This is a genomic window from Sphaerospermopsis reniformis (assembly GCF_005402885.1).
Classification (GTDB): domain Bacteria; phylum Cyanobacteriota; class Cyanobacteriia; order Cyanobacteriales; family Nostocaceae; genus Sphaerospermopsis; species Sphaerospermopsis kisseleviana.
Genome location: NZ_BJCE01000039.1, coordinates 1 through 22,444 on the forward strand (window position 1 = coordinate 1; position 22,444 = coordinate 22,444).

The window sequence follows — 22,444 nt, forward strand, 5'->3', positions numbered from 1 at the left end:
GTGAGTCACTGGGGATTTGTAGTTGTTGGTTGGGAACGGGGGACTGGTGACTGGTGACTGGTGACTGGGGACTGGGGACTGGTGACTGGTGACTGGTGACTGGTGACTGGTGACTGGTGACTGGGGAAGAAAATTAAAAGTCAAAAGTCAAAAAATAGGGAACAGGGAGCAGCGAACAGGGAACAGGGAACAGGGAGCAAGAAATATTTATTTTGCTCCTGCCTCCTGCCTCCTGCCTCCTGCCTCCTGCCTCCTGCCTCCTGCCTCCTGCCTTTTGCCTCCTGCCTCCTGACTGCTTAAAAATTAAGATTCCGAAGAGTCTTTACCTACAACTTGTGATTTGAGGGTTGTAATTTCACTGGTTAACTCTTGCCGAGTTGAAGCTTTGAGTAAATAGCGATACACAAACCAGGCAGAATAACCAATACCAATCAATTCAAAGGTAGGTGCTACCAAGGGAATACCATTGAGAGAATCTAGTACAGCCAGTAAAACCTTAACAGTGACAATTGCTGTAATCACTAAACCAATGCTAATTATAGGCTGCTTGTATTGATTAAAGAAGTTACCCACATAGTCAGGTAATGTGCCTAAAAAGCCAGAAACTTGCTGCCCATATTTGAGCCATTGCTCTTGAGACTGTACAGGAGGCTGTAGTTTGGTGATGCTTCCTGCTTGGGTGTTGATATCTGGGATTGTTGTTTCTTTTGACTTGGTTTCTGTATATTCTGGTTCTTGCATTTTCACTTCCATAATTTTGACAGTGGAGTTTTCTTAATCCTCACTATTCTGACCACAAGACTGTTTACTAAGCAATGGACTATTTCTCACTATTAAAGCTATATTCAGCCAGATTCGTCAATTGGCTTTTTCATCTTGATTTTAATATGTAACAATTTTTAGGTTTGTTCAAATAGACTAGACATTATTGACGCTCCCCACCTTAAAAGGACGGGGATTCTTGCTTCAATGAGCAACCATGCCCAAACTTGTTACCAAATCTGGGTAGAGGGTCATCTCTCCACAAGCGTTAACACTTCGGCTTCGCTCAGTGTAAAAAGTTTCCGTCCGCCCGACGGTACTTAAATCATAGCCTGTCTGTTTTAGTGCCTTCGCTAAAATATTGATTGCAGCGTTGTGGTCCCGATCAAGAACACACCCACAGTTACAAACATGAGTTCTAACTGACAGTGATTTTTTGACAATTTCTCCACAATTAGCACAATTTTGAGAAGTATATTGTGGTGTAACTGGTACAACCACACGCCCGTAAATCTTCCCAAAATATTCTAACCATTGAGTAAACAGCGACCAACTAACATCACTAATTGACTTGGCTAATACGATAAAGTATCTCCACCAAGTTACGATAATTTATCGGGCGTGGTTTTGGCTCACTCGATTTTCTTATAAGTCCATGCTATTATCTGGAAAAGAATGATTTAATCCTGTTATCCAAAAGGATAAATGATAATTTAATCATATTTAAAGTCATTATCAAGGTTAAACTTGGTTGGTGATATTTGTAGGAAGGTTAAGAAAATGCTGGGATACCAGATCAAAAGCTTTACCTTGTTGACAAAAGTTGGGAAAGCAAAAAAGTGTCAACTCAAGAGCCAAAAATAGATGAACTTCCAACAATAGAATTTCCCTCCCGTGGGAAACTTAAAGCTAGTTCATGGCGTATCCATCAAAAAATCGGCTATGGCTACTTTGTAGCTATTGGAATAGGCTTTTTTGGTTCCTTGACAGGGTTAGTGCTGGCCAACTACTACCGAGGCAGAGAAGTCCGACAGTTCCATCAAGCTAAACAGCAAGAACAACTACTGAATAATTATAAAAATGCCATATTTGAGGCACAGTTGCATAGCGCGAATTTAGTGGCTGTTTTAGAAAATACACAAAAGCGAACCCAGAAAAAAGATGAATTACTGACTTCTTTTGCTGAAGCTCAAAAATTAGACACAAAAATCAGCGCATATATTAGCAGTAAGCCCGAGACTTTAGCTGCCAATAGCAACACTTTACAAACTTTATTATCAGATTATTCTAGTAATTTTAAAGCTTATATTGAGCAAGTAGAAAAAATTTTACAAAAACTTGATAATAATGCTTTACAGTCTGAACAAGTAGAAACTGTACGCAAAGAGTTACTGGAAGTTATGAACAGTAACACTGTCGAGGATCTAGATAATTTATCAAATAAGTTGACGAGAATTTTAAGAACGGCGCAAGAACAAGAACAGGATAGGCAAAACGATGTAGAGGAAGCGAGATTTGTAGAAAGAACAATTTTTATAGTCAGTATGCTGCTATCTGTGGCTATTGCAGCTGTGGTAGCTTGGCGTACCAGTCGAGCGATCGCTGAACCTGTAATTACTGTCACTCAAGTAGCTGAACAAGTGGCCAAAAAATCTAATTTCGATTTACGCGCTCCCATCACTACTGATGATGAAATTGGCTTGCTGGCTAAATCTCTCAATCGCTTGATTGAGCGAGTATCTGAACGCACTAAACAACTCGAACAAGCCAAAGAATTAGCTGAAGCTGCCAGCACAGCAAAAAGTCAATTTCTCGCTAATGTCAGTCACGAGTTACGCACACCGTTAAATGCAGTTATTGGTTTAAGTCAACTTTTGCAAGATGATGCTGCTGATTTTGCTGTATCCCCAGATTTTATCACTGATTTAGAAACTATCAATTCTGCCGGTAGACATTTACTAAAACTCATTAACGATATCCTGGATGTGTCAAAAATCGAAGCTGGGAAAATGACTCTTTACCCAGAGACATTTGATATTACAAATTTGATTAATAATGTTGTTCTCACAGTTAAACCAGCTATGGAAAAAAATGGCAATACTTTACAGGTGGACTGTGATGATAATCTAGGGACAATGTATACTGATAAAACCAGGATGCAACAAATATTATTAAACTTACTCAGTAATGCGGCTAAATTTACCACTAACGGCAAAGTGACTTTGACGGTTAAGCATGAAAAAATCAAATTACGTCAAGACGCGCCCTTGAGTGTAATTAGTTTTACTGTAACTGATACAGGAATTGGAATGTCCCCTAGTCAGCAGCAGCAGCTATTTCAACCTTTTACCCAAGGAGATAATTCCACTACGAGGAAATATGGCGGTACTGGGTTAGGATTGGCTATTAGCCGTCATTTTTGTCAAATGATGGGGGGTGAGATTATTGTCAAAAGTCAGCTTGGTGCTGGTTCAACCTTTAAAGTCAATTTACCTTTGACGGTGCAGGTGACAGGTGACAGGTGACAGGTGAAAGGTGACAGGTGACAGGTGATGGGTGATGGGTGATAGAGTTAAGAGTTAAGAGTTAAGAGTTAAGAGTTAAGAGTTAAGAGTTTGTTGGAATCTGATATTTCTTGACCCAAGTTGCTGAGGATATTGTAGTCTGACCAATAGCTACAATTGATAAATGTCATTTTACAGATATCACTGCATCGCTCTTTCACACACCTATGACTACAAATATTGATTTTCTCAGCCATCTTAACCCCAGTCAACGCATAGCAGTTGAACACTATTGCGGACCGTTATTAGTTGTCGCTGGTGCGGGTTCTGGTAAAACTCGTGCGCTTACCTACCGTATCGCTAATTTGATTCTGCAAAACCGTGTTAACCCTGAAAACATTTTAGCGGTGACTTTCACTAACAAAGCTGCACGGGAAATGAAAGATAGGATTCAAAGGTTATTTGCTGAACAATTAGCAATTTCTCAACATGGTCAAAAGTTTGATTTATTACCAGAATATGAACAAACTCAATTGATATCTAAAGTTTATCGCACTACTATCAAAAATATGTGGTGTGGCACTTTTCATAGTCTTTTTTCTCGCATTCTCCGCTTTGACATCGAAAAATATCAAGATGAAAAAGGACGACGTTGGAATAAAAACTTTTCCATTTTTGATGAGTCTGATGTCCAAAGCTTAATCAAAGAAATTGTTACTAAAGAACTTAATTTAGATAGTAAAAAATTTGATCCTAAATCTGTGCGTTACGCCATTAGTAATGCAAAAAACCAAGGTTTATCACCCCAGGAATTTGAACGGGAACATCCAAATTATCGGGGTCGGGTAATTGCTGATGTTTATAATCTTTACCAAGATAGATTAGCACAAAATAACGCTTTGGATTTTGATGATTTAATTTTAATCCCCACGAGATTATTTCAACAAAATGAACAAGTTTTAGGGTATTGGCATCGGAAATTTTGTCATATTTTAGTAGATGAATATCAAGACACCAACCGCACTCAATATGAATTGATTCGTCTGTTAGTAACTAATGGTGAAAACAGAAAGAGTGAGTGGGATTGGCAAAATCGGTCTGTGTTTGTGGTGGGTGATGCTGACCAATCTATTTACAGTTTTAGAATGGCTGATTTTACCATATTACTTGAATTTCAACAAGATTTTGGTGATGGTTTAGAGGATGATGATACCAGAACAATGGTAAAATTAGAAGAAAACTATCGCTCTTGTGAAAATATCCTCCAAGCTGCTAATGAACTAATAGAAAATAACACCCAACGTATTGATAAAATTCTCAGAGCTACACGGGATGCAGGGGAAGCAATTTATTGTTATAAAGCAGATGATGAAATAGCAGAAGCAGATTTTGTGATTAATCAAATTCGCACTTTAGAACATCAAAACCCGGAATTAAATTGGGGTAGTTTTGCTATTCTTTATCGCACTAACGCCCAATCTCGACCTTTTGAAGAATTATTAGTAAAATATCAAATTCCTTATACAGTTGTCGGGGGAATGAAATTTTATGACCGCAAAGAAATTAAAGATGTTGTTGCTTATTTAAGAGCAATTAATAATCCAGCGGATACTGTTAGTTTATTAAGAGTTATTAATACTCCTCGTCGGGGAATTGGTAAAGCTACTATTGACGCTTTGATGAATGCTTCCCAACAATTAGGTACAACTTTATGGGAAATATTAAGTGATGAAACATCAGTAAATACTTTAGCTGGACGTGCAGCCAAGTCTGTCAATGGTTTTGCTAGTATAATTCAGAAATGGCAAGAACAAATTACAAAAATTCCCGGTTCTGAGATTTTAGAAGGAATTTTAGATGATTCTAACTATATTCGGGATTTGATGGAACAGGGAACGGATGAAGCTGATAATAGAATCAGTAACGTCAAAGAATTGTTTAACGCTATCACTCAATTTGAAGACGATAATAAAGGTGATGATATTTCCTTGCAAGCGTTTCTACAAAGTGCGGCGTTAAGTTCTGATTTAGATAATTTAAAAGAAGGACAAACAGCAGTTTCTTTAATGACTTTGCACGCTTCTAAAGGTTTAGAATTTCCTGTAGTATTTTTAGTTGGGTTAGAACAGGGTTTATTTCCTGGTTATCGTTCTTTGCAAGATCCCGCATCTTTAGAAGAAGAGAGACGTTTGTGTTATGTGGGGATAACACGCGCTAAGGAAAGATTGTATTTATCCCATGCCAGAGAAAGAAGGTTGTATGGTAGTAGAGAACCAGCTTTGCGATCGCAATTTTTGGAAGAACTACCCCCAGATTTATTAACCACCAAACGGAAAAATACCCGTACTTTCACTAAATCACCATCAGCAAAAACAAATAATCAAAGCATATCAGAAAATTGGCAAGTAGGCGAAAAAGTATTACATAAAACTTTTGGTATTGGTGAAATTACTCATGTTTTTGGAACGGGTAATAAGATATCTATAGCGATTAAATTTGCTAGTTTAGGTCAAAAAATCATTGATCCGAAAGTAGCGCAGTTGCAAAGGATGGAATAAAAGGGACTGGGGACAATTGACTGGCGCTTAGAGATATTATCTTACCTCAATTTATAAATTTCACCTCTATTAACTAATATCTCTGCTGTTAATAAATCCTTAACAGTTGCTAACAAAATCCGACGAGAATCAACTTCAAATAATACTGATATTCTATCAAATCCTGCTGCCCCTGGAGGGTTAAGTTTTGCTACACATACCTGTTGATGTTGGGTATCTAAGGAACGGTAACTTTCTTGATGTTGGAGAGTGCTAGAAGTCATTCTACCTGAAGCGTCAAAAGCTATTTCTGTTTGTGTCATATCACCTAATTCCCCAATATCTAAACGAATTTCTGTTTGTCCATTATTTGCTGTTTGTAAGGTTAACCATTGGGAACTTTGACAAGGATATTTTGTACCTTTGGTAAATATAGGATGATAAATATAACTTTTGCTGTAATTATCCCATAAACGAATCGCATAACTATGACGCAAAAAATCATCTATTTCTGTAATTTGGGTTATTGCTAACGCACCATGACATACAGCATCAAAGGGTTTATTTAATTTTACCTTACTTTTACCAAAATAAGAAATAATTAATTGTTGAACTGCGGGAATTAAACAACTTCCTCCCACTAATAAAACTTGTTCAATATCATTTTTAGCAATACCTTTTCTGAGTGCAAATGTTAAAACTTCATCTAACGCATCCCGTAACTGTTGTAAAAATTGCCGATATTCTAAAATTTCTTCTAATTTTTCACGGGTGATTTTTAACTCATAAGACATAAAAGATTCATCATCAAACCAACTTTCGGAAGCAGTTTGATTTTTAGAAAGTTGAATTTTTAAACGTTCAGCAATTTCTAAAAGATTTTGATAACTGATTTTACCAACTTGTTCAGGTGTGAGATTTTGAGAACGTAAATAATCATCAACTATCCAAACATCAATATCTTCACCACCTACATAAGCTTCTGATTTGGCTAAAACCTCAGCACGTAAGTTATGATTATCATGGGAATTATTAACAGTTCTCACTAAACTTAAATCCAGAGTTCCACCACCAAAATCAACCACTAAAATTAAGTTACCGGGAGATTTTACAGCATAACCTAAAGCTGCGGCGGTAGATTCATCTATAATAGAAACTTGGGGAACATTTAATTTATTACCTAACTCTCGAAACCAATCTAAATAACGTTCAAAAGCACCAACAGGAACGGTAAAAACTAAATGACTAGGTTCTATATTCTGCTGTTTAATTTCCTGCCAAATAGTTTGGATAAACAACTCAGAAACAGCAACAGAATTATAACTAATTCCATCAATTTGACGTGGTGGTGGTTGATAATCTCCAGCTAAATCACGTTTAAACTTTTTAAATAATCTTTCTGGGGGATAATTTTGAGAAAGTCCTAAACGTTGACTTCTCACACCTTCACCTAATATAATATTATGACCTGATTTAATAAACATTAAACTAGGAATAACCGGATATTCTAATCTTTCACCTTGAGAAGTAACACCCACAAATACACGGGATAAATTAGGGAAACGTAAACTTTTAGGTTGTTGGGTATCAACTTCTAAAATACTAATTACAGTATTACTCGTACCAAAATCAATTGCAATAGTAGTCATAAATTTAGGAGTCAGGAGTCAGGAGTCAGGAGTCAGGAGTCAGGAGTCAGAATAATAAATCAATATAATTAACTTCTCTTTATCTTCTTTGCGTCTACCCTTCGGGATCTCCTGACGGAGATTGCGTTTTTGCGTGAGATATATTCAATTATTATTAAAACCTCCTGGTAAAGTGCGACTAACTTTAGCAGGATAGAGAACTTTGTCACCATCTTGATAACCAATAAACCTAATATAAACTAAATCACCTTCTTGAATATCATCACTATCAGCTTGATGTATTTGGGGATTATAATTAACCTGTTCCCAAGTTTCCCCAATCACAGTATAACCCCAATTGTCCATTAAATTATCTAAAGATGTAAATAGAGAAACAATATTTTTAGCGGGTAAGTCAGGTTTTGTTAAAGCCATTTTTTTGACTGTGGGATAGTTGGTAAGTAAAGTTTGCAGTTGGGTAAAAGTTTCATTCTGGAAATCTGTTTGTAATTGTTGAGATTGTTGTTTTAATTCTTCCCGCAGTCGTTGACATTGTAACTCTAAATCTCTGATTTTCTGTTCTGTCTCGGTTGCATTTGTATTTTGATGATTAATAGATGTATTTTTCTGAGTTTCGGGAAATAGGAAACGCAAAATAATATAAATGATGATAGCGAGAATTAGACCAAAACCGATATGATTAATTTGTTCTAGCATATTATTTATTGATTTTAGTGATGTTGATGTAGTTAGTTTATTATTCTCGTTCCTCGTTCGCAGTCTCCAGACTGGGAATGCAATTTTAGAGGTTCTACCTCTATTTTATAACGAGGCAGAGCCTCTTTTTGCATTCCTTGTCAGAGACAAGGAACGAGGAATGATTAATTATTGTTGTTGTAAAGTTTGATTTTCAGCGATATTAATATTCTCTTCTCCTTCGTAATATTCAGGTAATAATTCCTGAGATTCTATTTCTCCTAAAGATTGTTCTAAACTTTTTGTAGTTTCCAAACAACTAGAACCTGTGGCATTTAAAACACGTTCCACAATTTTACCATCTTTACTAATGCGATATTCAATCTTTTGATATTCTGCCATGATGATTTTTCCTGGTTGATAATAAACAAACAACATCTAAACCCATTTACCAACAACAACCCGCACCGTACCATCTGCTAAAACTTCCTCTTCCTCTACATTAAAACCCTCAGTTTGTATGGTTTCCATCAAACTTCTATGGGCGTATTTTTGACTAATTTTATTAATAAAATCTTGTTGATTAATTTTTGCACCCCAAAAATCTGCAACTAATTCATAAATTCCTCCCTGTTGACGAAAACCTAAATCATAACCATTAGGTTGTTTAATCACATATTCAGCACTTGTAGTATTACCCCTATAACCACGAACCTGAGAATTTAACTCAACTTGATAACCTAACTCTTGCAATATTTGATAGAGAACATCACCATTTTTAATTTGTACTTTGATAGTTGTAAAATGAGACATAAAAAATCAACTCCTTTTTTCATTTATGAATTATCAATTGTCAATTATCAATTATCAATTATTTAATCCACCTCCAAAGGACCCAAACCTTGCTGCTGAGAATAAACCTTTAACTCCTCAATTAACAGTGTATCAATAGAAGCCGTTCTTGCGCCAGCTTCCGCCGCCCAACGTTTTAAACTGGTAATTTGTTCCTTAGCAATAGCCGCCAAAGGTACAGTTTCCGATATGGCATCTAAAATATCTTCCGTATTAAAATCACGCCTATTTCCATCTATTAAACTACCAAAAGCCCGGTGCATTCCATCAATAATTACTTGTTGAATTTCAGCACCGCTAAAATTTTCCGTATTTATGGCAAGTTGCTGTAAATCAAATTCTCGCAGTCGGGAAGGGCGAACTTTTTGAATGTGGACTTTAAAAATATCATGGCGTTCATTTTCTGTAGGTAAATTTAAAAAGAATATTTCATCAAATCGCCCTTTTCTTAATAACTCTGCTGGTAATATTTGCACATTATTAGCAGTAGCCACCATAAACACGGGACTGGTTTTTTCTTGCATCCAAGTTATTAATGTTCCAAATACTCGGCGCGATGTTCCAGAGTCACCATCAACCCCACTATTAATATTACCAAAAGCCTTATCTATTTCATCCATCCATAATACACAGGGTGATATTGCTTCTGCTAATTGTATCATTTGGCGAATGCGATTTTCACTTTCTCCCACTATGCCCCCAAATAATCTCCCCACGTCTAAACGTAACAGTGGTAAACGCCATTCGTGGGCGATAGTTTTGGCTGATAATGATTTTCCTGTTCCTTGTATTCCTACTAATAAAACGCCTTTTGGGTTGGGTATGCCATAACGTCTTGCTTCTTCGGTAAAAGCATCTTGACGCATTCGCACCCACTGTTTGAGATTTTCCAAACCACCGACGTTTTTTAATGATTCATTGGATGTGTAAAATTCTAAGATTCCGGTTTGGCGAACTGCTTGTTTTTTCTCTTCTAATACTCTATCAATATCTGTTTCGTTGACTTGTCCTTTGGCTGCTAATGCTGCTGCTAATACTCTTCTAATTCTGGCGCGACTTAATCCTTGACAGGCTTTGATTAATTGTTCTTTTCCTAGTCCATTTAAGTTAAGTTTTTCGGGGACTATTAATTGATGAATTAAATAATCTATTTCTTGGATGTTGGGTAAGGGAAAATCAATTACTGTAATTTCTTCTTGTAGTTCTGGGGGAATGGTTAAAGTATGACTGGTGAGGATGAGGGTTTGGCGTGTGCGTTTGAGTTGACGGGTGAGGTTTTTGATAGCACGAATTACGGGAGCATTTTTTTCTGTTTCGGGGTTTTTGAGAATAAAATGTATGTCTCGCAATACAAATATTGTGGTTGTATTTTCTGGGGTTTTGGTAATTCTTGATAATGCACCCATGACTGAACCTTTATCAGTTCCGTTGTCATCCCAACCGGTGACGATATCCCATAATAATAGTTGTCGTGGTGTCTGGGATATTTGGGTGAGTTGTTGCAGGACTTGTTCTATTGGTTCTTCTTCGACTCCGACTATATATAGTAGGGGATAGCGGGCGCGAAGCATGAGGTCTATTTGTTGAATGAGTTGTTGATGGGGGTTATTCATTATGTATAAATAGGGGGGATAGTTGTTAGTTTATTGGGTTTTTTATTTCGCGCAAAGTTGAAAAGAAGAAAATAAATATCTGAATTAATTTAATTTGTCAATTCCAGAAATTTGCTCTGTCAGAGTTTCTTTATTAACATTGGCTAAAAAAATTTTAGTTCCTGTTACATCAGCACCTTCAAGATTTGTGTTTAAAAAACTTGTATTAGCAATAATGGCATTTTTAAGTTTTGCCCCAGATAACTTAGCACCATCAAATTTAGTGTCAGTTAAATCAGCATTACAAAAATCAGCACCACTCAAATCTGCACTACTCAAATCTGCACCTTGAAGATTAGCATTAGAAAAATTAGCAGAATGCACACACCCATTCAATTTTGCACCTTGAAGATTAGCATTAGAAAAATTAGCAGCATAAAGATTAGTATTACTGAATTTTGCATCTTGAAGATTAGCATTAGAAAAATTAATATAATGTAAATTATGTCCGCTCAAATCAACTCCTTTAAGACTAGGAATATACGTTTCTTCTCTTATAAATTGATTCCATAGTCTAATTCCTAGATCACCAGCTTTTAATAAATTTATCGCTCTTTCTGTGGTCATTTTCAGATCAGGACTACTTGATATTTGATTTTCACCACCAAGCACAGCATCATACTCTAGGGGTTGTTGTGGATTATTCATGATTGGTTAATGGTAGGTTTCATGTATACTGTATCTAAAATAGCATATTTAGGGAATTTGGTTATTTGTTTACATAATTTTAAGATTGTCTGAATCAGGTGGTTATCGAGCGAAGTCGAGATAATGTCCAGGATTTGAGGATGTACAGGATGTGATTGTTTAATTGTTCGTTAGTTGTTAATGATTAGGATAGAGAAAAGTAAATAAATATTTATGAAGTGAGATGGAAGAATAAATATATGAATCTCATCTATCAATCATCAAATTACAATCCTGTCAATCCTATAATCCTGGTTATCCTGATATGGCTACGCCACGCTTCGCTATCAGACAAAAAAATTGATCGCCTGACGGCGAGGGGAAAGGGAAAAGAAAAGAGGGTAAAGGGCAAGAGTGTAAGAGTATAAAGGGCTACAAAGTCCACGCAGCACCACACACAACACGAAAACCGAAGATGTCGCTGACGAAGCCCGCAACATAATAGAAGCGACACGCCGAACGGCAACCTACAGGACTGTCGGCCCAAGAACCACCGCGCAGCAACTTTTTATTACTTGAGCTTGTAACAGCACTACCATTTGTAGGCGCGTTATTATAGTTACCTACCCAATTATCGAAACACCACTCCCAGACGTTTCCGTGCATATCATACAAACCAAAAGCGTTAGGGGGAAAAGTGCCTACATCTGTGGTTTGTCTACGATACTCTCCTTGAGGAGCAGAAGCGTAAGTGTGATTACCATCATAGTTAGCTAAATCTGTTGTAATCGTCTCTCCAAAATAAAAAGGTGTGGTAGTTCCGGCTCTACAAGCATACTCCCATTGTGCTTCGCTGGGTAGGGTGTATTTTTTTCCTGTTCTTTGGCTTAACAGTTCACAGAATTTAACCGCATCATTCCACCTAACCGTTTCCACAGGGCGGTTTTCACCTTTACAGTGAGAACGGTTATTCCCCATGATCGCTTGATATTGTGCCTGTGTTACTGGATATTTTCCCATAAAAAAATCTGGAACAGTAACTTCATGTTGGGGACTTTCATTACGATGTCTTTCTTTCTCGTCTTCCGGTGAACCCATCAGAAAAGTACCACCAGGAATTGCAGCCATTTCTAATTTTAGACCATTACCCAAACCTTCAGTAAAATATCTAGCTATACGCTGCTGACGCTCAATAATTTGTCCATATCTGTTGACTGTTACTACTTCGATCTCTTCTAATTTAAAACCTAATTGACGAGGATTTTGTAATATTTGTTTAATTCTGGGTTCTGTTCTTTTATTTAATATTAAATAAGCTGCATTTTGAATATCCCAAGATTCATCCTTTAAACCTGCAATTACTAAATCTAAACCCTGTTCTCCATAATTCAATGCTTGCTCAAGTGCAGCAATTCTCACCTTGGCATCTGGATTTTGCAACCGTAATTTTACCCCTTCAATACCACCTAAAACCGCAGCACCTTCTAGTGATGGACTATTACCACCAAGCACAGCATCGTATTCTCGCGGTTGTTGTGGATTATTCATGATTGGTTAATAGTTGGTTTCATGTATACTGTATCTAAAATAGCATATTTGAGTAACTTTGTTATTTGTTTACATAATTTTAATATTGTCTGAATCAGGTGGTTATCGAGTTTCGACTACGCTCAACTACCGCGACTTGTACTGAGCGACATTCAGACAAATAGAAAGAGTTTAAGAAGTTCCAAGAGTAAGAGGGTAAAAGCGCCAATAGCTACTGAGTCCTGGAAGATACGACTACACGGAAACCCATGATGAAGCTCCTAATGTTAAAATATTATATCAGGATGTATATATATTTATGGGTAAAAAATATGACATTAAACAAATTGATGCTATTGCTAGAGAATTTAGTATGTCAGAGAAATTAAGAAAAGCATTTGGTAAATTTATCGAGATAGAAAAAAGAAATGGTTATGGTGGAACTTTAAATGATAGAGGTGATTTTACATATCAGGAACTTAGACAAAAAGCTAAAGAATTTTTAGAGGATATTGATTATGACTCCTAAAACATCTCTTGCTAATTCTATACAAAATCTGAATCAAATTATTCAACCAATTATCGGCGAAACTTGCCATCAAATTGGATTTAGTTATGGTGATGAATTAATATTAGACTTTGGTGAAATGCAACCTTATAATCATCCTAAATTAAAACACTTAAACAAAGGAAGCTGGCAACTTTTCACTAGGGCAACACCTTGGAGTTTAACGTTCGGAAATCTTTTGTCTGGAATTCATTCATCTATTTTAGATATACACCCAAATAATGAATTTGCTGAAAGATTGTTACAGCAGTTAGAAAATACAAAGCTGACTAATTTTGCCCTTGGTGGCAATCATGATTTTACACTCACTTTATCATTTGAGGGTGAGGATAATTATAATTATAAATTTATTTTAGAACCAGATTTAGAAGATGATTCTGGTCTTGCTTACTGGGAATTATTAATGCCAAATGAGCAAATTTTGATAGTAGGACCTGGACAATTTTGGGAATGTAAATCAATTCATGAATGTGATTAATTTTGACTTTACTGATCTATCTAATTCTACACCTTCAATTAGATCATGAGCAGCTTCCGACATTTCTATACTTTCAGCCTTAACTTGTCACCAATAACCCCAACCCCCTTCCCGCAAGCGATGAGGGGGCTTATGATAAGCTGTTACACAGCTAAATTGTATAATCCTAATATTATTCTAAACTTTGTCCACTTTCTAAATGAGATATTTCGCTTTGCGATAACTCCAAACTAGCAGCTAATTCTGATTGTGATAAACCCAATTTTTTACCTAATTGTTGAAGTGTAATTTCTTCTAACCTTATTTCAGAAGTTCTTGTAGCAATAATTTCTTTTCTTTCTTGAGAAAGTTGATTTAATTCTTCAGATAAAGTTGTATATTTTTTCATGATTTTTCTTCCTTGAGTGTCTGCAAATATTCTCTATACCGTTCATCTGCTATGGGAATATTTTCTTTATACCATTTTTTATTACCAGCTTTGTTACCTCCAACTAATAAAATCGCTTGTCTTTTAGGATCAAATGCAAATAAAATCCGCCAAGGTTCTCCTTGATATTGAATACGCAGTTCTTTCATATTGCTGAAATCAGAACCTTGTAAAGTATCAACTCTTGGTCTTCCTAAACTGGGTCCAAATTCTGCTAAAATACCTAATACAGCAAATGCTTCATTTTGAAATCCCTGTTCTTGTTGATAAAACCAACTTCTAAAATCTGGATCGAATATTATATTCCATTCCATAAATATAATTAACTTATTCTATTTTATCTCCATCAGTAGTACATTAATCTGAATCAATTTTTGTTTTATATGTCCTCTATTAAATATACCATATTTGGGTAATTTTGCTAGTTGTTTAGATAAATTTAATATTGTCAGAATCAGGATGTCCAGGATTTAAGGATGTACAGGATGTGATTGGATGATTATTTGTTGTGTGATGAAAGTTGTGGTTGTCTGAATCAGGATGTCCAGGATTTGAGGATGTACAGGATGTGATTGTTTAATTATTGGTTAGGTGTTGATGATTGTTATAGGGAAAGGTAAATATTTATTAAGTGTGATGTAAGAATCAATACATAAACAACAGTGATTAACCATCAAATAATCATCCTGTTAATCCTCTAATCCTGGTTATCCTGATTCTGACAGTTGACAGATTATAATTAAAATACAGTACAATATTGCCTATAACCTAGTAAATAAAATAGATAATTATGAATGTACAACTTGTTGACTCGCTTGTAGAAATTGTTTCCAAATTAACTCCCGAAGAAAAACAACTTTTCCAAGAAAGGCTGAGTTATCAGGATTTCAACAAACAACCTAAAAAGCCTTTAACCTCTGAAGAAAGATTAAAACTTTGGCAAGAGTGGATAGAAAAAGCTCCTAAAAGTTCTGTTAATCTTTCTGATGAAGCACTACGTCGAGAAAACATTTATGATGATCGAGGAAGATGAGTAGTTACTTATTAGATACCAATATTCTGTTACGTTCAAGAGATATCACATCTCCTGATTTCCATCTAGTTGATAACACAATTAAATATTTAATATCTAATAATCATCAATGTTTTATTACCCCTCAAGTAATCATTGAATTTTGGGTTGTTGCTACTCGTCCTGTCAATGTTAATGGCTTAGGATGGACTGTAGAACAAACAACTCAAGCAGTACAAATGTTAATAAATCAATTTGATTTACTAGCAGAAACACCAGATGTATTTTCTATTTGGTTGAACTTAGTAACAACATATAATATTTCTGGTAAACGAACTCATGATATACACATATTAGCAGTGATGCTTGCTCATAATATCAGCCATATTTTAACTTTAAATCCCAAAGATTTTATAGCTATTCCTGAAATTACAATTATTCATCCTCAAAATATTAATAGCTAAGAATATAGCATATTATTGTCAGAATCAGGATGTCCAGGATTTGAGGATGTACAGGATGTGATTAGATGATTTTTTGTTATGTGGTGAATGTTCTCCATAAAGTTGTTTTAAGTTTTTCTGTACTTGGGTTAAAACAGTGGAAATAGGTTGATTTAGCATAATTTTTAATCAACAATTACTCGGAGTTAATGGTTAATGTGATGTATACTATATTCAAAATAGCATATTATTGTCAGAATCAGGATGTCCAGGATTTGAGGATGTACAGGATGTGATTGGATGATTATTTGTTGTGTGATGAAAGTTGTGGTTGTCAGAATCAGGATGTCCAGGATTTGAGGATGTACAGGATGTTGTTGTTTAATTATTGGTTAGGTTTTGATGATTGTGATAGGGAAAGGTAAATATTTATTAAGTGTGATGTAAGAATCAATACATAAACAACAGTGATTAACCATCAAATAATCATCCTGTTAATCCTATAATCCTGCTTATCCTGATTCAGACAAAAGGTTAATTTTTATGAAATTACTGTAATAATCAATACATCATTCACGTCTAGTAATTATCAAATAATCATCCTATTAATCCTCTAATCCTGGATATCCTGATTCAGACAAAATATTAAGTTAATAGTCATTAACCATCAAAGAATCATCCTGTTAATCCTCTAATCCTGGTTATCCTGATTCAGACAAAATATGAAGTTAATAGTCATTTGTTAATCCCATAATCCTGGTTGTTATAGATTTGGGACAAGGAGAAGCAGAAGTATTAGCATTAGGATTACCTCCGTTTCATCTTCGCACCAATATCAGCAGGTTTACCAAAATACGGGTAACTTGTCACCAAAATATCTACCCCTGTGCTGGCATAATTCCTGACATTTTCTAAATTAATTCCACCTGCTGCTGCTAATTTTAAACCTGGATATTTCTGCTTTAATTCTGTAACTAAACCACTAAGTTCTACAGTAGGAATTTTATCAAATTGAATTAAATCAACTCCTGCTTCAGCCACCATCCAAGCATCGGTTTCTGTTTCCACTTCAATAGCAATTTTTTGTTCTGGAAATCGTTTTCTCATTTGGTTGATACGTTCACTTATTTCTGCAATACTATCTATAAATAGTAGGTGTTGTTTAAAAATCAAAACTGTTTCTGAAAGTCCTAAACGATGGGGAGTAGCACCACCAGCTAAAATTGCTTTCATGGAAATAATTCTCGTACCAGGAAAGCATTTGCGAGTGGTGACAACTGCCACATCAGAATTTACATTTTTAGCAGCATCAACCAATTCTTTTGCACGGGTAGCAATACCAGAAGCGTATTCCATTAAATTTAACGCTACTCTCCAACCAATATGTAAAGCTTCCGCACAACCACTAGCTTTGAGAATTAATTGCTGTGATGTTAAACAAGTTCCACTTTCTAGTAAATATTCAACTTTTGCACCGCATTTTTCAAATACTCTTGCTGCTTCTTCTGTTGCACAAATAGTCATGGTGTGACGGGTAGAAAATTCAATTTCTCCTAATTCTTTACCTATATTTAATCCATAGGTAGTTAAATCGAGAAATGGGACATCTTCTGCAATTAATTGTGCTATTTCTTCATCAGAAAAGAACATTCTCATATCAGATCCGTTGGAATAGTTATATTATCTGTGAGGGTAGTCAAAAGGCAAGAGGCAAGAGTGAAGAGGAGAAAGTTGATTATCAGTAATTAACTGGACTTGATATCATTTATTTTGTCCGTTGGAATAGGGAGCATATCGGTTTGAGGGGGAAACAGGAGGGAGATGGGGAGATAGGGAGGTAAATAACCCAATCACCAATCACTATCATAGACTGTTGCCCCTAGTTGAATTGCGATCGCAATTACATCTTTATTACTCTCCCCATGAACGCAGAGACAATTACTCAGCTACTGGTGATTTTGTTGAGGCTGGTAATAGACATCTCTGGTAATGAAATGTGCATAACCTGAAACCCATTCGTAGGGACAATTCATGAATTGTCCCTACATTGATTTTCAGAGAGGTTTAATGGGTAATGTTCCTCTCTAACCAGCAATTGATCTTATTTATACACCAAACTACTATATAGTAGTACAGTAATTTATTTAGTCTGAGAGTGTGGAATACTCTACCACAAACATCGGTTAGCACAACTGGGGAACATTTGACAATTTTGAAAACAATCTGTTACATTTATTTACATAAAGCAATAAAAGTTAAGACACAAAAGTTAAGACACAATAAAAACACGAGGTTAAAGATGACTATCTTAATTGCATTATTAGTTGTAGGTTGGGTTGCTGCTTCTGTGATTGGTTCTTTGGCTTACTTCATGGGTGAACAAAGCAAGCCTATCCATGAACGGAACTGGCGTTCTGAGTCTTTTGCACAGTTGGCTAAGTCTATTACTGGGATGGAAATTGATTACAGCGATCGCACTCCTGCCTATGCGATGGATGCTTATGCCAGTCGCACTCTACCCCAATAGTAGTATATAACGCTTAATCAAATGCCCATAGATCCCTGTCTTCTTCAAGAAGTCGGGGATTTGAATATTCAACGGTTTTCTTTTCCAATAGAAATTACTGCCAAAGTAGCAAGAAAGATTCTGATTTTGTTGTTAGTATTCATTGTCGGAATTATCGGCTGATCAATTCAGGGCTTCCCCTATTATTTACCCTGGAAACATCGGTAGTTAATGTGGTTATTAGTCTAATTCATGACTATAAATACGCATCAAAAAATCAGGAGTATTTGCTATGATGATGATGATGACTGAATCCATGACTACGGAAATGCAAACTTGCATGAATGCTTGCATGGAATGTCATAAAATATGCTTGGAAACCATGACTTACTGCATGAGCAAAGGTGGTAGGTACATGGATATGGGCATGATGAGCATAATGCGTGACTGCTCTGAAATGTGCATGATGTGTACAAATATGATGATGAGTGGTTCTGAATTTATGGAACGCACTTGTATGCTGTGTGCGGAAATGTGCGATCGCTGTGCTGCTGCCTGTGAAACCATTAGCGATGACAGCAAAATGAGAGATTGCGCCGCAGCTTGTCGTAGATGTGCGGAAACTTGCCGATCAATGCAAATGGCGCGTGCTTAATTTGAATAACTAGCAGATTAACTATTATCAATTTATCTGCAACCTATTTAGGCGCTCAGGCTGTGGTGGTTTGGGCGCTGATCAATTGAAAATTGACAATTGATAATTGATTCATTCAAGGTTTAATATCATTACCATAAATTGTTTTATTTGTCAATGCCCCTATTTCTCACCCGCAAACAACAGCAGGGAATTTTGGTAAATCTCGTGTCAGGATTTTTTGATAAATTTTTGATTTTTTGGGTTATTTCTTTTTTGGCTATCCCTGAAGCGTTTATCAGTCAAGGCTTGTGAACTTGTGTTAAAAGATACATCTTAAAAATAGGCACAATAGGACAATTTACAAATTCTCTTAAATCATAGCAGATGGCTGAAAGTATTGCAAGCTCGTTAATAAATAAAAATAATTCTCAATTAAATGTTAAGAAAATATAAAGGGAGAATTTGGAAACTTATATATTTTAAAACTGTTTCTAGATTTAGATAAGATTTAATTATTGGAAAACACTCAATAGCGATCGCAGTTTACCTACCGATAGATCCCCGACTTCTCTAAGAAGTCGAGGATCTGGGTATTAGTTACTTAAATAGGACTTATGCAAGATTGAACTAAAAACCTAATTCTTACGTAGGGGTAATTCATGAATTACCCCTACTTTAAATTACCCCTACTTTCGTTCTGTTTTGCACAAGTCCTGTTAAAGAATATTCAGCACCCTCCTTAATAAAGCTTGATCTTCAGGTTTAGGTTTCAGACGACCATTTTCCACATCACGAATCCAACTTTGACTTTTACCTGTTAACTTTGCTAATTCTCTTTGGGAGATATTGATACTTTTGCGGGCTTGAGATACTTGTTCAGCTAATAAATTATCCGTAGTTTTGACGGTTTTTTTACTTCTCACATTAAGCCGCTTTTTTTTCTCAGCATCTGCACTGATATTTTCCCATTCTGGTGGTAATTCAAAAGATAAAATCCGGGCATTCATCAACATATTCCACTTACCACGGGGACCGCTATCTGTAAGTCGATGATCACCACCACCGTCATTGATCCAAAACTCTAAAGCCTCATCTGGATCTTCGGGAATATCAACTAATTTTGCCCATAACGGTTGGATTTCTATGGGGTAGGTAACAGGATCAAAAATTGGCTTAACTCCAGAATGATTGAGAACTTCCAAATCATTTTCAAAAGTTCGTAATAACCGCTTCCGTTCATCTCGTAATCTAGAAGCTAAGTTAATTTTTTCCTCACCATAAGCAACACGCAGTAAAGTAGGAACAGTAATCCGTTGTTCTCTACCCATCTTGGTTTTAAAAAGTAACCATAACATCAATCTGACTGCGCCTTCATGTTGCTGCCACAGACTCATAACAGTAGTTAACAGCGTTTTCGGCAGACTACCATATTGATAGAAACCAGTCCGTTCTTTACAGCCTTGTTTATTTAAAAAATGCTGCGCCCAAAGACCGGCTTTAACTTTAAATGTCAACCCAACTAAATATTTACATCCCTGTGCATCTTCCTGAAAATGATGATGAATATCTGTTAAATGCCACAAAGGACTTTCTTTAACAGAAAAACCGGGAACTTTACCTCTTGCTTGCCAGTCAATAGAAACAACCAGAGAGCAAGCTTGTTGAACGATGTTTTTAATTAAACATAACTTGGCGGTTTTGTTGAGGTCTTTACGTTTTTCTAATCCCAAGTATGCTTCAAATTGTCGCTCATCAATTGAAAACTCTTGTTCCCAGGGTTGATCTAAAGTTGTAGCATAGGCAGCAAAAATCAGATGAATACAAGCAGCTCGAAGATCAAGATTTTCAATTGTTGGTAAATTTTTAGCCCGGTTACTAACTTGAAATGAGTCCTGAAGCTGAAAAGAAATTGCACCCCGACCTTGATTAACTTGTCGGCTATAGTGTAAATTACCTGCTGCATCTGTTTCCCATTGTAATGATTTACGTTGTGCTAATAAGTTGCAAGCTTCCCAAATAACTATTGCCGAAGCAAAGGGATGATTCTTGCCATTAGAAAACAAATTAGGACTGGTAGGTTCTCGCGCTTCAACTTTGCATCTGCCTTTTTTTGCTTGCCAGGGTATGGGGGAATTTGTAGGACAAGCAATTACACATTGCGGTTCTGGATAATAACCCTCACAATTGTTACAAAGACAAGGATCAATCCAATATTCGTTATTTTCGATTTTGATTGCACCCGTAGGACATTGGGGGCGGCAGTTATCACATCCATCGCAATTTTTGTTAGGAATTGTATAAGGCATAAGGCTGCTTCCTAGTCTAATTGCTGAGATGTTTGGCTCAAGTCTACCCTCGATGTCTCGTCTTGATTCATAACTTGCTACCAAATTATCTCCATGACAAGATCAGTTATTCAGTTAACAGTTATTGTCTTTGAGTATTGACTGTTCACTGTTGATTTTTACCTGTCACCTCTTTGGGACTTTGAAAGTAAGGCTTCATTGCTTCTTCATTAACTATACATTTCATAAAGATTTCGCTAAGTTTGTTCATAATGAGCTTGGAGAATTTTTTTAATATTTGTGTTCTGCTTTCACAGGAAATCTTGACAAAAACTGTTTTTAAATAACATCATAAAAATTGGAAATTGTTTTTAATTAGTTAATGTTTAAATTACTGTTCACTAACTGTTTACTTCTGATTGTTGATTATTTAGTATCTGCAAATACTGTCAAAATTATTACTTTAACCTTATGGACTATTTTCTACTTGTTGATTTTTGCGAAAACCTATCAATAAAAATATCAGGATATAAATTATCTTTATCTGAAAAATAACTGGATTTTCTCTTTGAATACTAAGGATCGAGTAGAGACTTTTTTAATAAAAAATTGCATCTAGCCTAGAAAATTATTCGAGATAAATTGACATGATTTTTCAAGTCAGCAAAACTTGATAAAAAAGTTAACTTTTATCAGCAAAATGCCAAAATATTAGGCTACTATTAAGAGTAAATCACCAAGAAAATTGTAAGCGAAATTGCTGAGGTTAGATTCATGGCAACATTAACAGGATTGACATTTGGCGGTAAGTCTTGGACACCTAAATTTGTTACAGAAATTGACAAGAATAAATGTATTGGTTGTGGCAGATGTATTAAAGTATGTGGTTACACAGTTTTAGGGTTGATGGCATTGAATGAAGAAGGTGAATTTGTAGAAGATGAAGATGATGAAGAAATTGAACGCAAGGTGATGGTAGTTGCTCACCCAGAAAACTGTATTGGTTGTGAAGCTTGTTCTCGTATTTGTCCCAAAAATTGTTATTCCCATACAACATTAGACCAGTAATACCTATGGGCATCAACTACAGTCAGTAAGTTACAAGGAGAAAAGAAATTGTTTAACTCCTGACATCAGCATCACTGATTGATGAAAGTTCATTTAGAGGGGAATACTCAATCCTTACCTAACTTTACCTAATTAGTTAAAAAAATATTAAAAATTTTAGGATTAACAAAAACATAGATTTAAACTTGTTAGGGTTCATTACCTTAATGATAAAATTATGGTGATTTTAATGAGA

Annotated in this window: 21 protein-coding genes and 1 pseudogene; 9 read left to right on the top strand and 13 right to left on the bottom strand. The window is 35.7% G+C overall.

Translation table 11 applies throughout. From position 1 onward, the window contains the following. Positions 1–303: 303 nt before the first annotated feature. Positions 304–741 carry a CAAD domain-containing protein gene (locus FFR48_RS07970; RefSeq protein ID WP_096572570.1) on the bottom strand — a complete coding sequence of 146 codons (438 nt, stop codon included), beginning with the start codon at positions 739–741 and terminating at the stop codon, positions 304–306. Between the two features lie 225 nt (positions 742–966). Next, positions 967–1,341 (bottom strand): annotated as a pseudogene (locus tag FFR48_RS29345) (RNA-guided endonuclease InsQ/TnpB family protein); the annotation flags it as partial. A gap of 209 nt (positions 1,342–1,550) precedes the next feature. On the opposite strand from FFR48_RS29345, the gene FFR48_RS07980 reads away from it, so the two are divergent. Then, positions 1,551–3,287 (top strand): sensor histidine kinase, encoded by a 1,737-nt coding sequence (locus FFR48_RS07980; protein WP_137666995.1) that lies wholly within the window; start codon positions 1,551–1,553, stop codon positions 3,285–3,287. A 206-nt stretch (positions 3,288–3,493) separates the two neighbouring features. Next, positions 3,494–5,824, top strand: coding sequence for a DNA helicase PcrA (gene pcrA / locus FFR48_RS07985; protein WP_137666996.1), 2,331 nt, complete (start codon positions 3,494–3,496; stop codon positions 5,822–5,824). A 41-nt stretch (positions 5,825–5,865) separates the two neighbouring features. Here the strand turns inward: pcrA and FFR48_RS07990 are convergent, their stop codons facing one another. The 7 genes from FFR48_RS07990 to FFR48_RS08020 form a co-directional block, all read right to left on the bottom strand. Next, positions 5,866–7,452, bottom strand: coding sequence for an Hsp70 family protein (locus FFR48_RS07990; protein ID WP_137666997.1), 1,587 nt, complete (start codon positions 7,450–7,452; stop codon positions 5,866–5,868). A 144-nt stretch (positions 7,453–7,596) separates the two neighbouring features. Beyond that, positions 7,597–8,148, bottom strand: coding sequence for a nucleotide exchange factor GrpE (locus tag FFR48_RS07995; RefSeq protein WP_137666998.1), 552 nt, complete (start codon positions 8,146–8,148; stop codon positions 7,597–7,599). A 168-nt stretch (positions 8,149–8,316) separates the two neighbouring features. Continuing rightward, positions 8,317–8,565: a DUF2997 domain-containing protein gene (locus FFR48_RS08000; protein WP_236104030.1), complete on the bottom strand. Its 249-nt coding sequence runs from the start codon at positions 8,563–8,565 to the stop codon at positions 8,317–8,319. Further along, on the bottom strand, positions 8,566–8,940 hold the full coding sequence (locus FFR48_RS08005; RefSeq protein ID WP_137666999.1) for a DUF1257 domain-containing protein: 375 nt from the start codon (positions 8,938–8,940) through the stop codon (positions 8,566–8,568). A gap of 62 nt (positions 8,941–9,002) precedes the next feature. After that, positions 9,003–10,592, bottom strand: a complete 1,590-nt coding sequence (locus FFR48_RS08010) for a Ycf46 family AAA ATPase (RefSeq protein WP_137667000.1) — start codon at positions 10,590–10,592, stop codon at positions 9,003–9,005. An 84-nt stretch (positions 10,593–10,676) separates the two neighbouring features. Next, complete coding sequence (locus FFR48_RS08015; RefSeq protein WP_137667001.1) at positions 10,677–11,279, bottom strand: pentapeptide repeat-containing protein; 603 nt, start codon at positions 11,277–11,279, stop codon at positions 10,677–10,679. Between the two features lie 411 nt (positions 11,280–11,690). Further along, positions 11,691–12,806 carry an SUMF1/EgtB/PvdO family nonheme iron enzyme gene (locus FFR48_RS08020; RefSeq protein ID WP_137667002.1) on the bottom strand — a complete coding sequence of 372 codons (1,116 nt, stop codon included), beginning with the start codon at positions 12,804–12,806 and terminating at the stop codon, positions 11,691–11,693. 298 nt (positions 12,807–13,104) lie between these two features. Between FFR48_RS08020 and FFR48_RS08025 the strand changes: the two genes are divergently transcribed. After that, entirely contained in the window at positions 13,105–13,314 is a 210-nt protein-coding gene (locus FFR48_RS08025; protein ID WP_096565774.1) for a hypothetical protein, read from the top strand. Further along, on the top strand, positions 13,304–13,831 hold the full coding sequence (locus FFR48_RS08030) for a hypothetical protein (protein ID WP_137667003.1): 528 nt from the start codon (positions 13,304–13,306) through the stop codon (positions 13,829–13,831). The genes FFR48_RS08025 and FFR48_RS08030 overlap by 11 nt, the downstream gene beginning before the upstream one ends. A 172-nt stretch (positions 13,832–14,003) precedes the next feature. Here FFR48_RS08030 and FFR48_RS08035 read toward each other — a convergent pair whose 3' ends face one another. Both FFR48_RS08035 and FFR48_RS08040 read right to left on the bottom strand, forming a co-directional pair. Further along, positions 14,004–14,219 (bottom strand): helix-turn-helix domain-containing protein, encoded by a 216-nt coding sequence (locus FFR48_RS08035; RefSeq protein WP_137667004.1) that lies wholly within the window; start codon positions 14,217–14,219, stop codon positions 14,004–14,006. Beyond that, positions 14,216–14,572 carry a type II toxin-antitoxin system RelE/ParE family toxin gene (locus FFR48_RS08040; RefSeq protein ID WP_137667005.1) on the bottom strand — a complete coding sequence of 119 codons (357 nt, stop codon included), beginning with the start codon at positions 14,570–14,572 and terminating at the stop codon, positions 14,216–14,218. Before FFR48_RS08040 ends, FFR48_RS08035 begins: the two co-directional genes overlap by 4 nt. A 476-nt stretch (positions 14,573–15,048) precedes the next feature. Between FFR48_RS08040 and FFR48_RS08045 the strand changes: the two genes are divergently transcribed. Then, positions 15,049–15,291 (top strand): hypothetical protein, encoded by a 243-nt coding sequence (locus tag FFR48_RS08045; protein ID WP_096565788.1) that lies wholly within the window; start codon positions 15,049–15,051, stop codon positions 15,289–15,291. Further along, the gene (locus FFR48_RS08050) at positions 15,288–15,734 is read left to right on the top strand and encodes a type II toxin-antitoxin system VapC family toxin (RefSeq protein WP_137667006.1); all 447 of its coding nucleotides are present in this window, start codon (positions 15,288–15,290) and stop codon (positions 15,732–15,734) included. The genes FFR48_RS08045 and FFR48_RS08050 overlap by 4 nt, the downstream gene beginning before the upstream one ends. A gap of 786 nt (positions 15,735–16,520) precedes the next feature. Here FFR48_RS08050 and modD read toward each other — a convergent pair. Beyond that, the gene (modD, locus tag FFR48_RS08055) at positions 16,521–17,363 is read right to left on the bottom strand and encodes a ModD protein (RefSeq protein ID WP_137667007.1); all 843 of its coding nucleotides are present in this window, start codon (positions 17,361–17,363) and stop codon (positions 16,521–16,523) included. A 649-nt stretch (positions 17,364–18,012) separates the two neighbouring features. Between modD and FFR48_RS08060 the strand changes: the two genes are divergently transcribed. Further along, positions 18,013–18,240 carry a photosystem II protein, Psb35-related gene (locus FFR48_RS08060; protein ID WP_096565792.1) on the top strand — a complete coding sequence of 76 codons (228 nt, stop codon included), beginning with the start codon at positions 18,013–18,015 and terminating at the stop codon, positions 18,238–18,240. A 271-nt stretch (positions 18,241–18,511) separates the two neighbouring features. After that, positions 18,512–18,874, top strand: coding sequence for a four-helix bundle copper-binding protein (locus FFR48_RS08065; protein WP_096565794.1), 363 nt, complete (start codon positions 18,512–18,514; stop codon positions 18,872–18,874). A 698-nt stretch (positions 18,875–19,572) separates the two neighbouring features. Here FFR48_RS08065 and FFR48_RS08070 read toward each other — a convergent pair. After that, a complete protein-coding gene (locus FFR48_RS08070) occupies positions 19,573–21,162 on the bottom strand; it encodes a helix-turn-helix domain-containing protein (RefSeq protein WP_137667008.1) in 1,590 nt (529 codons plus the stop codon). Positions 21,163–21,915: 753 nt separating this feature from the next. On the opposite strand from FFR48_RS08070, the gene fdxB reads away from it, so the two are divergent. After that, the gene (gene fdxB / locus FFR48_RS08075; protein WP_137667009.1) at positions 21,916–22,209 is read left to right on the top strand and encodes a ferredoxin III, nif-specific; all 294 of its coding nucleotides are present in this window, start codon (positions 21,916–21,918) and stop codon (positions 22,207–22,209) included. Positions 22,210–22,444: the final 235 nt, after the last annotated feature.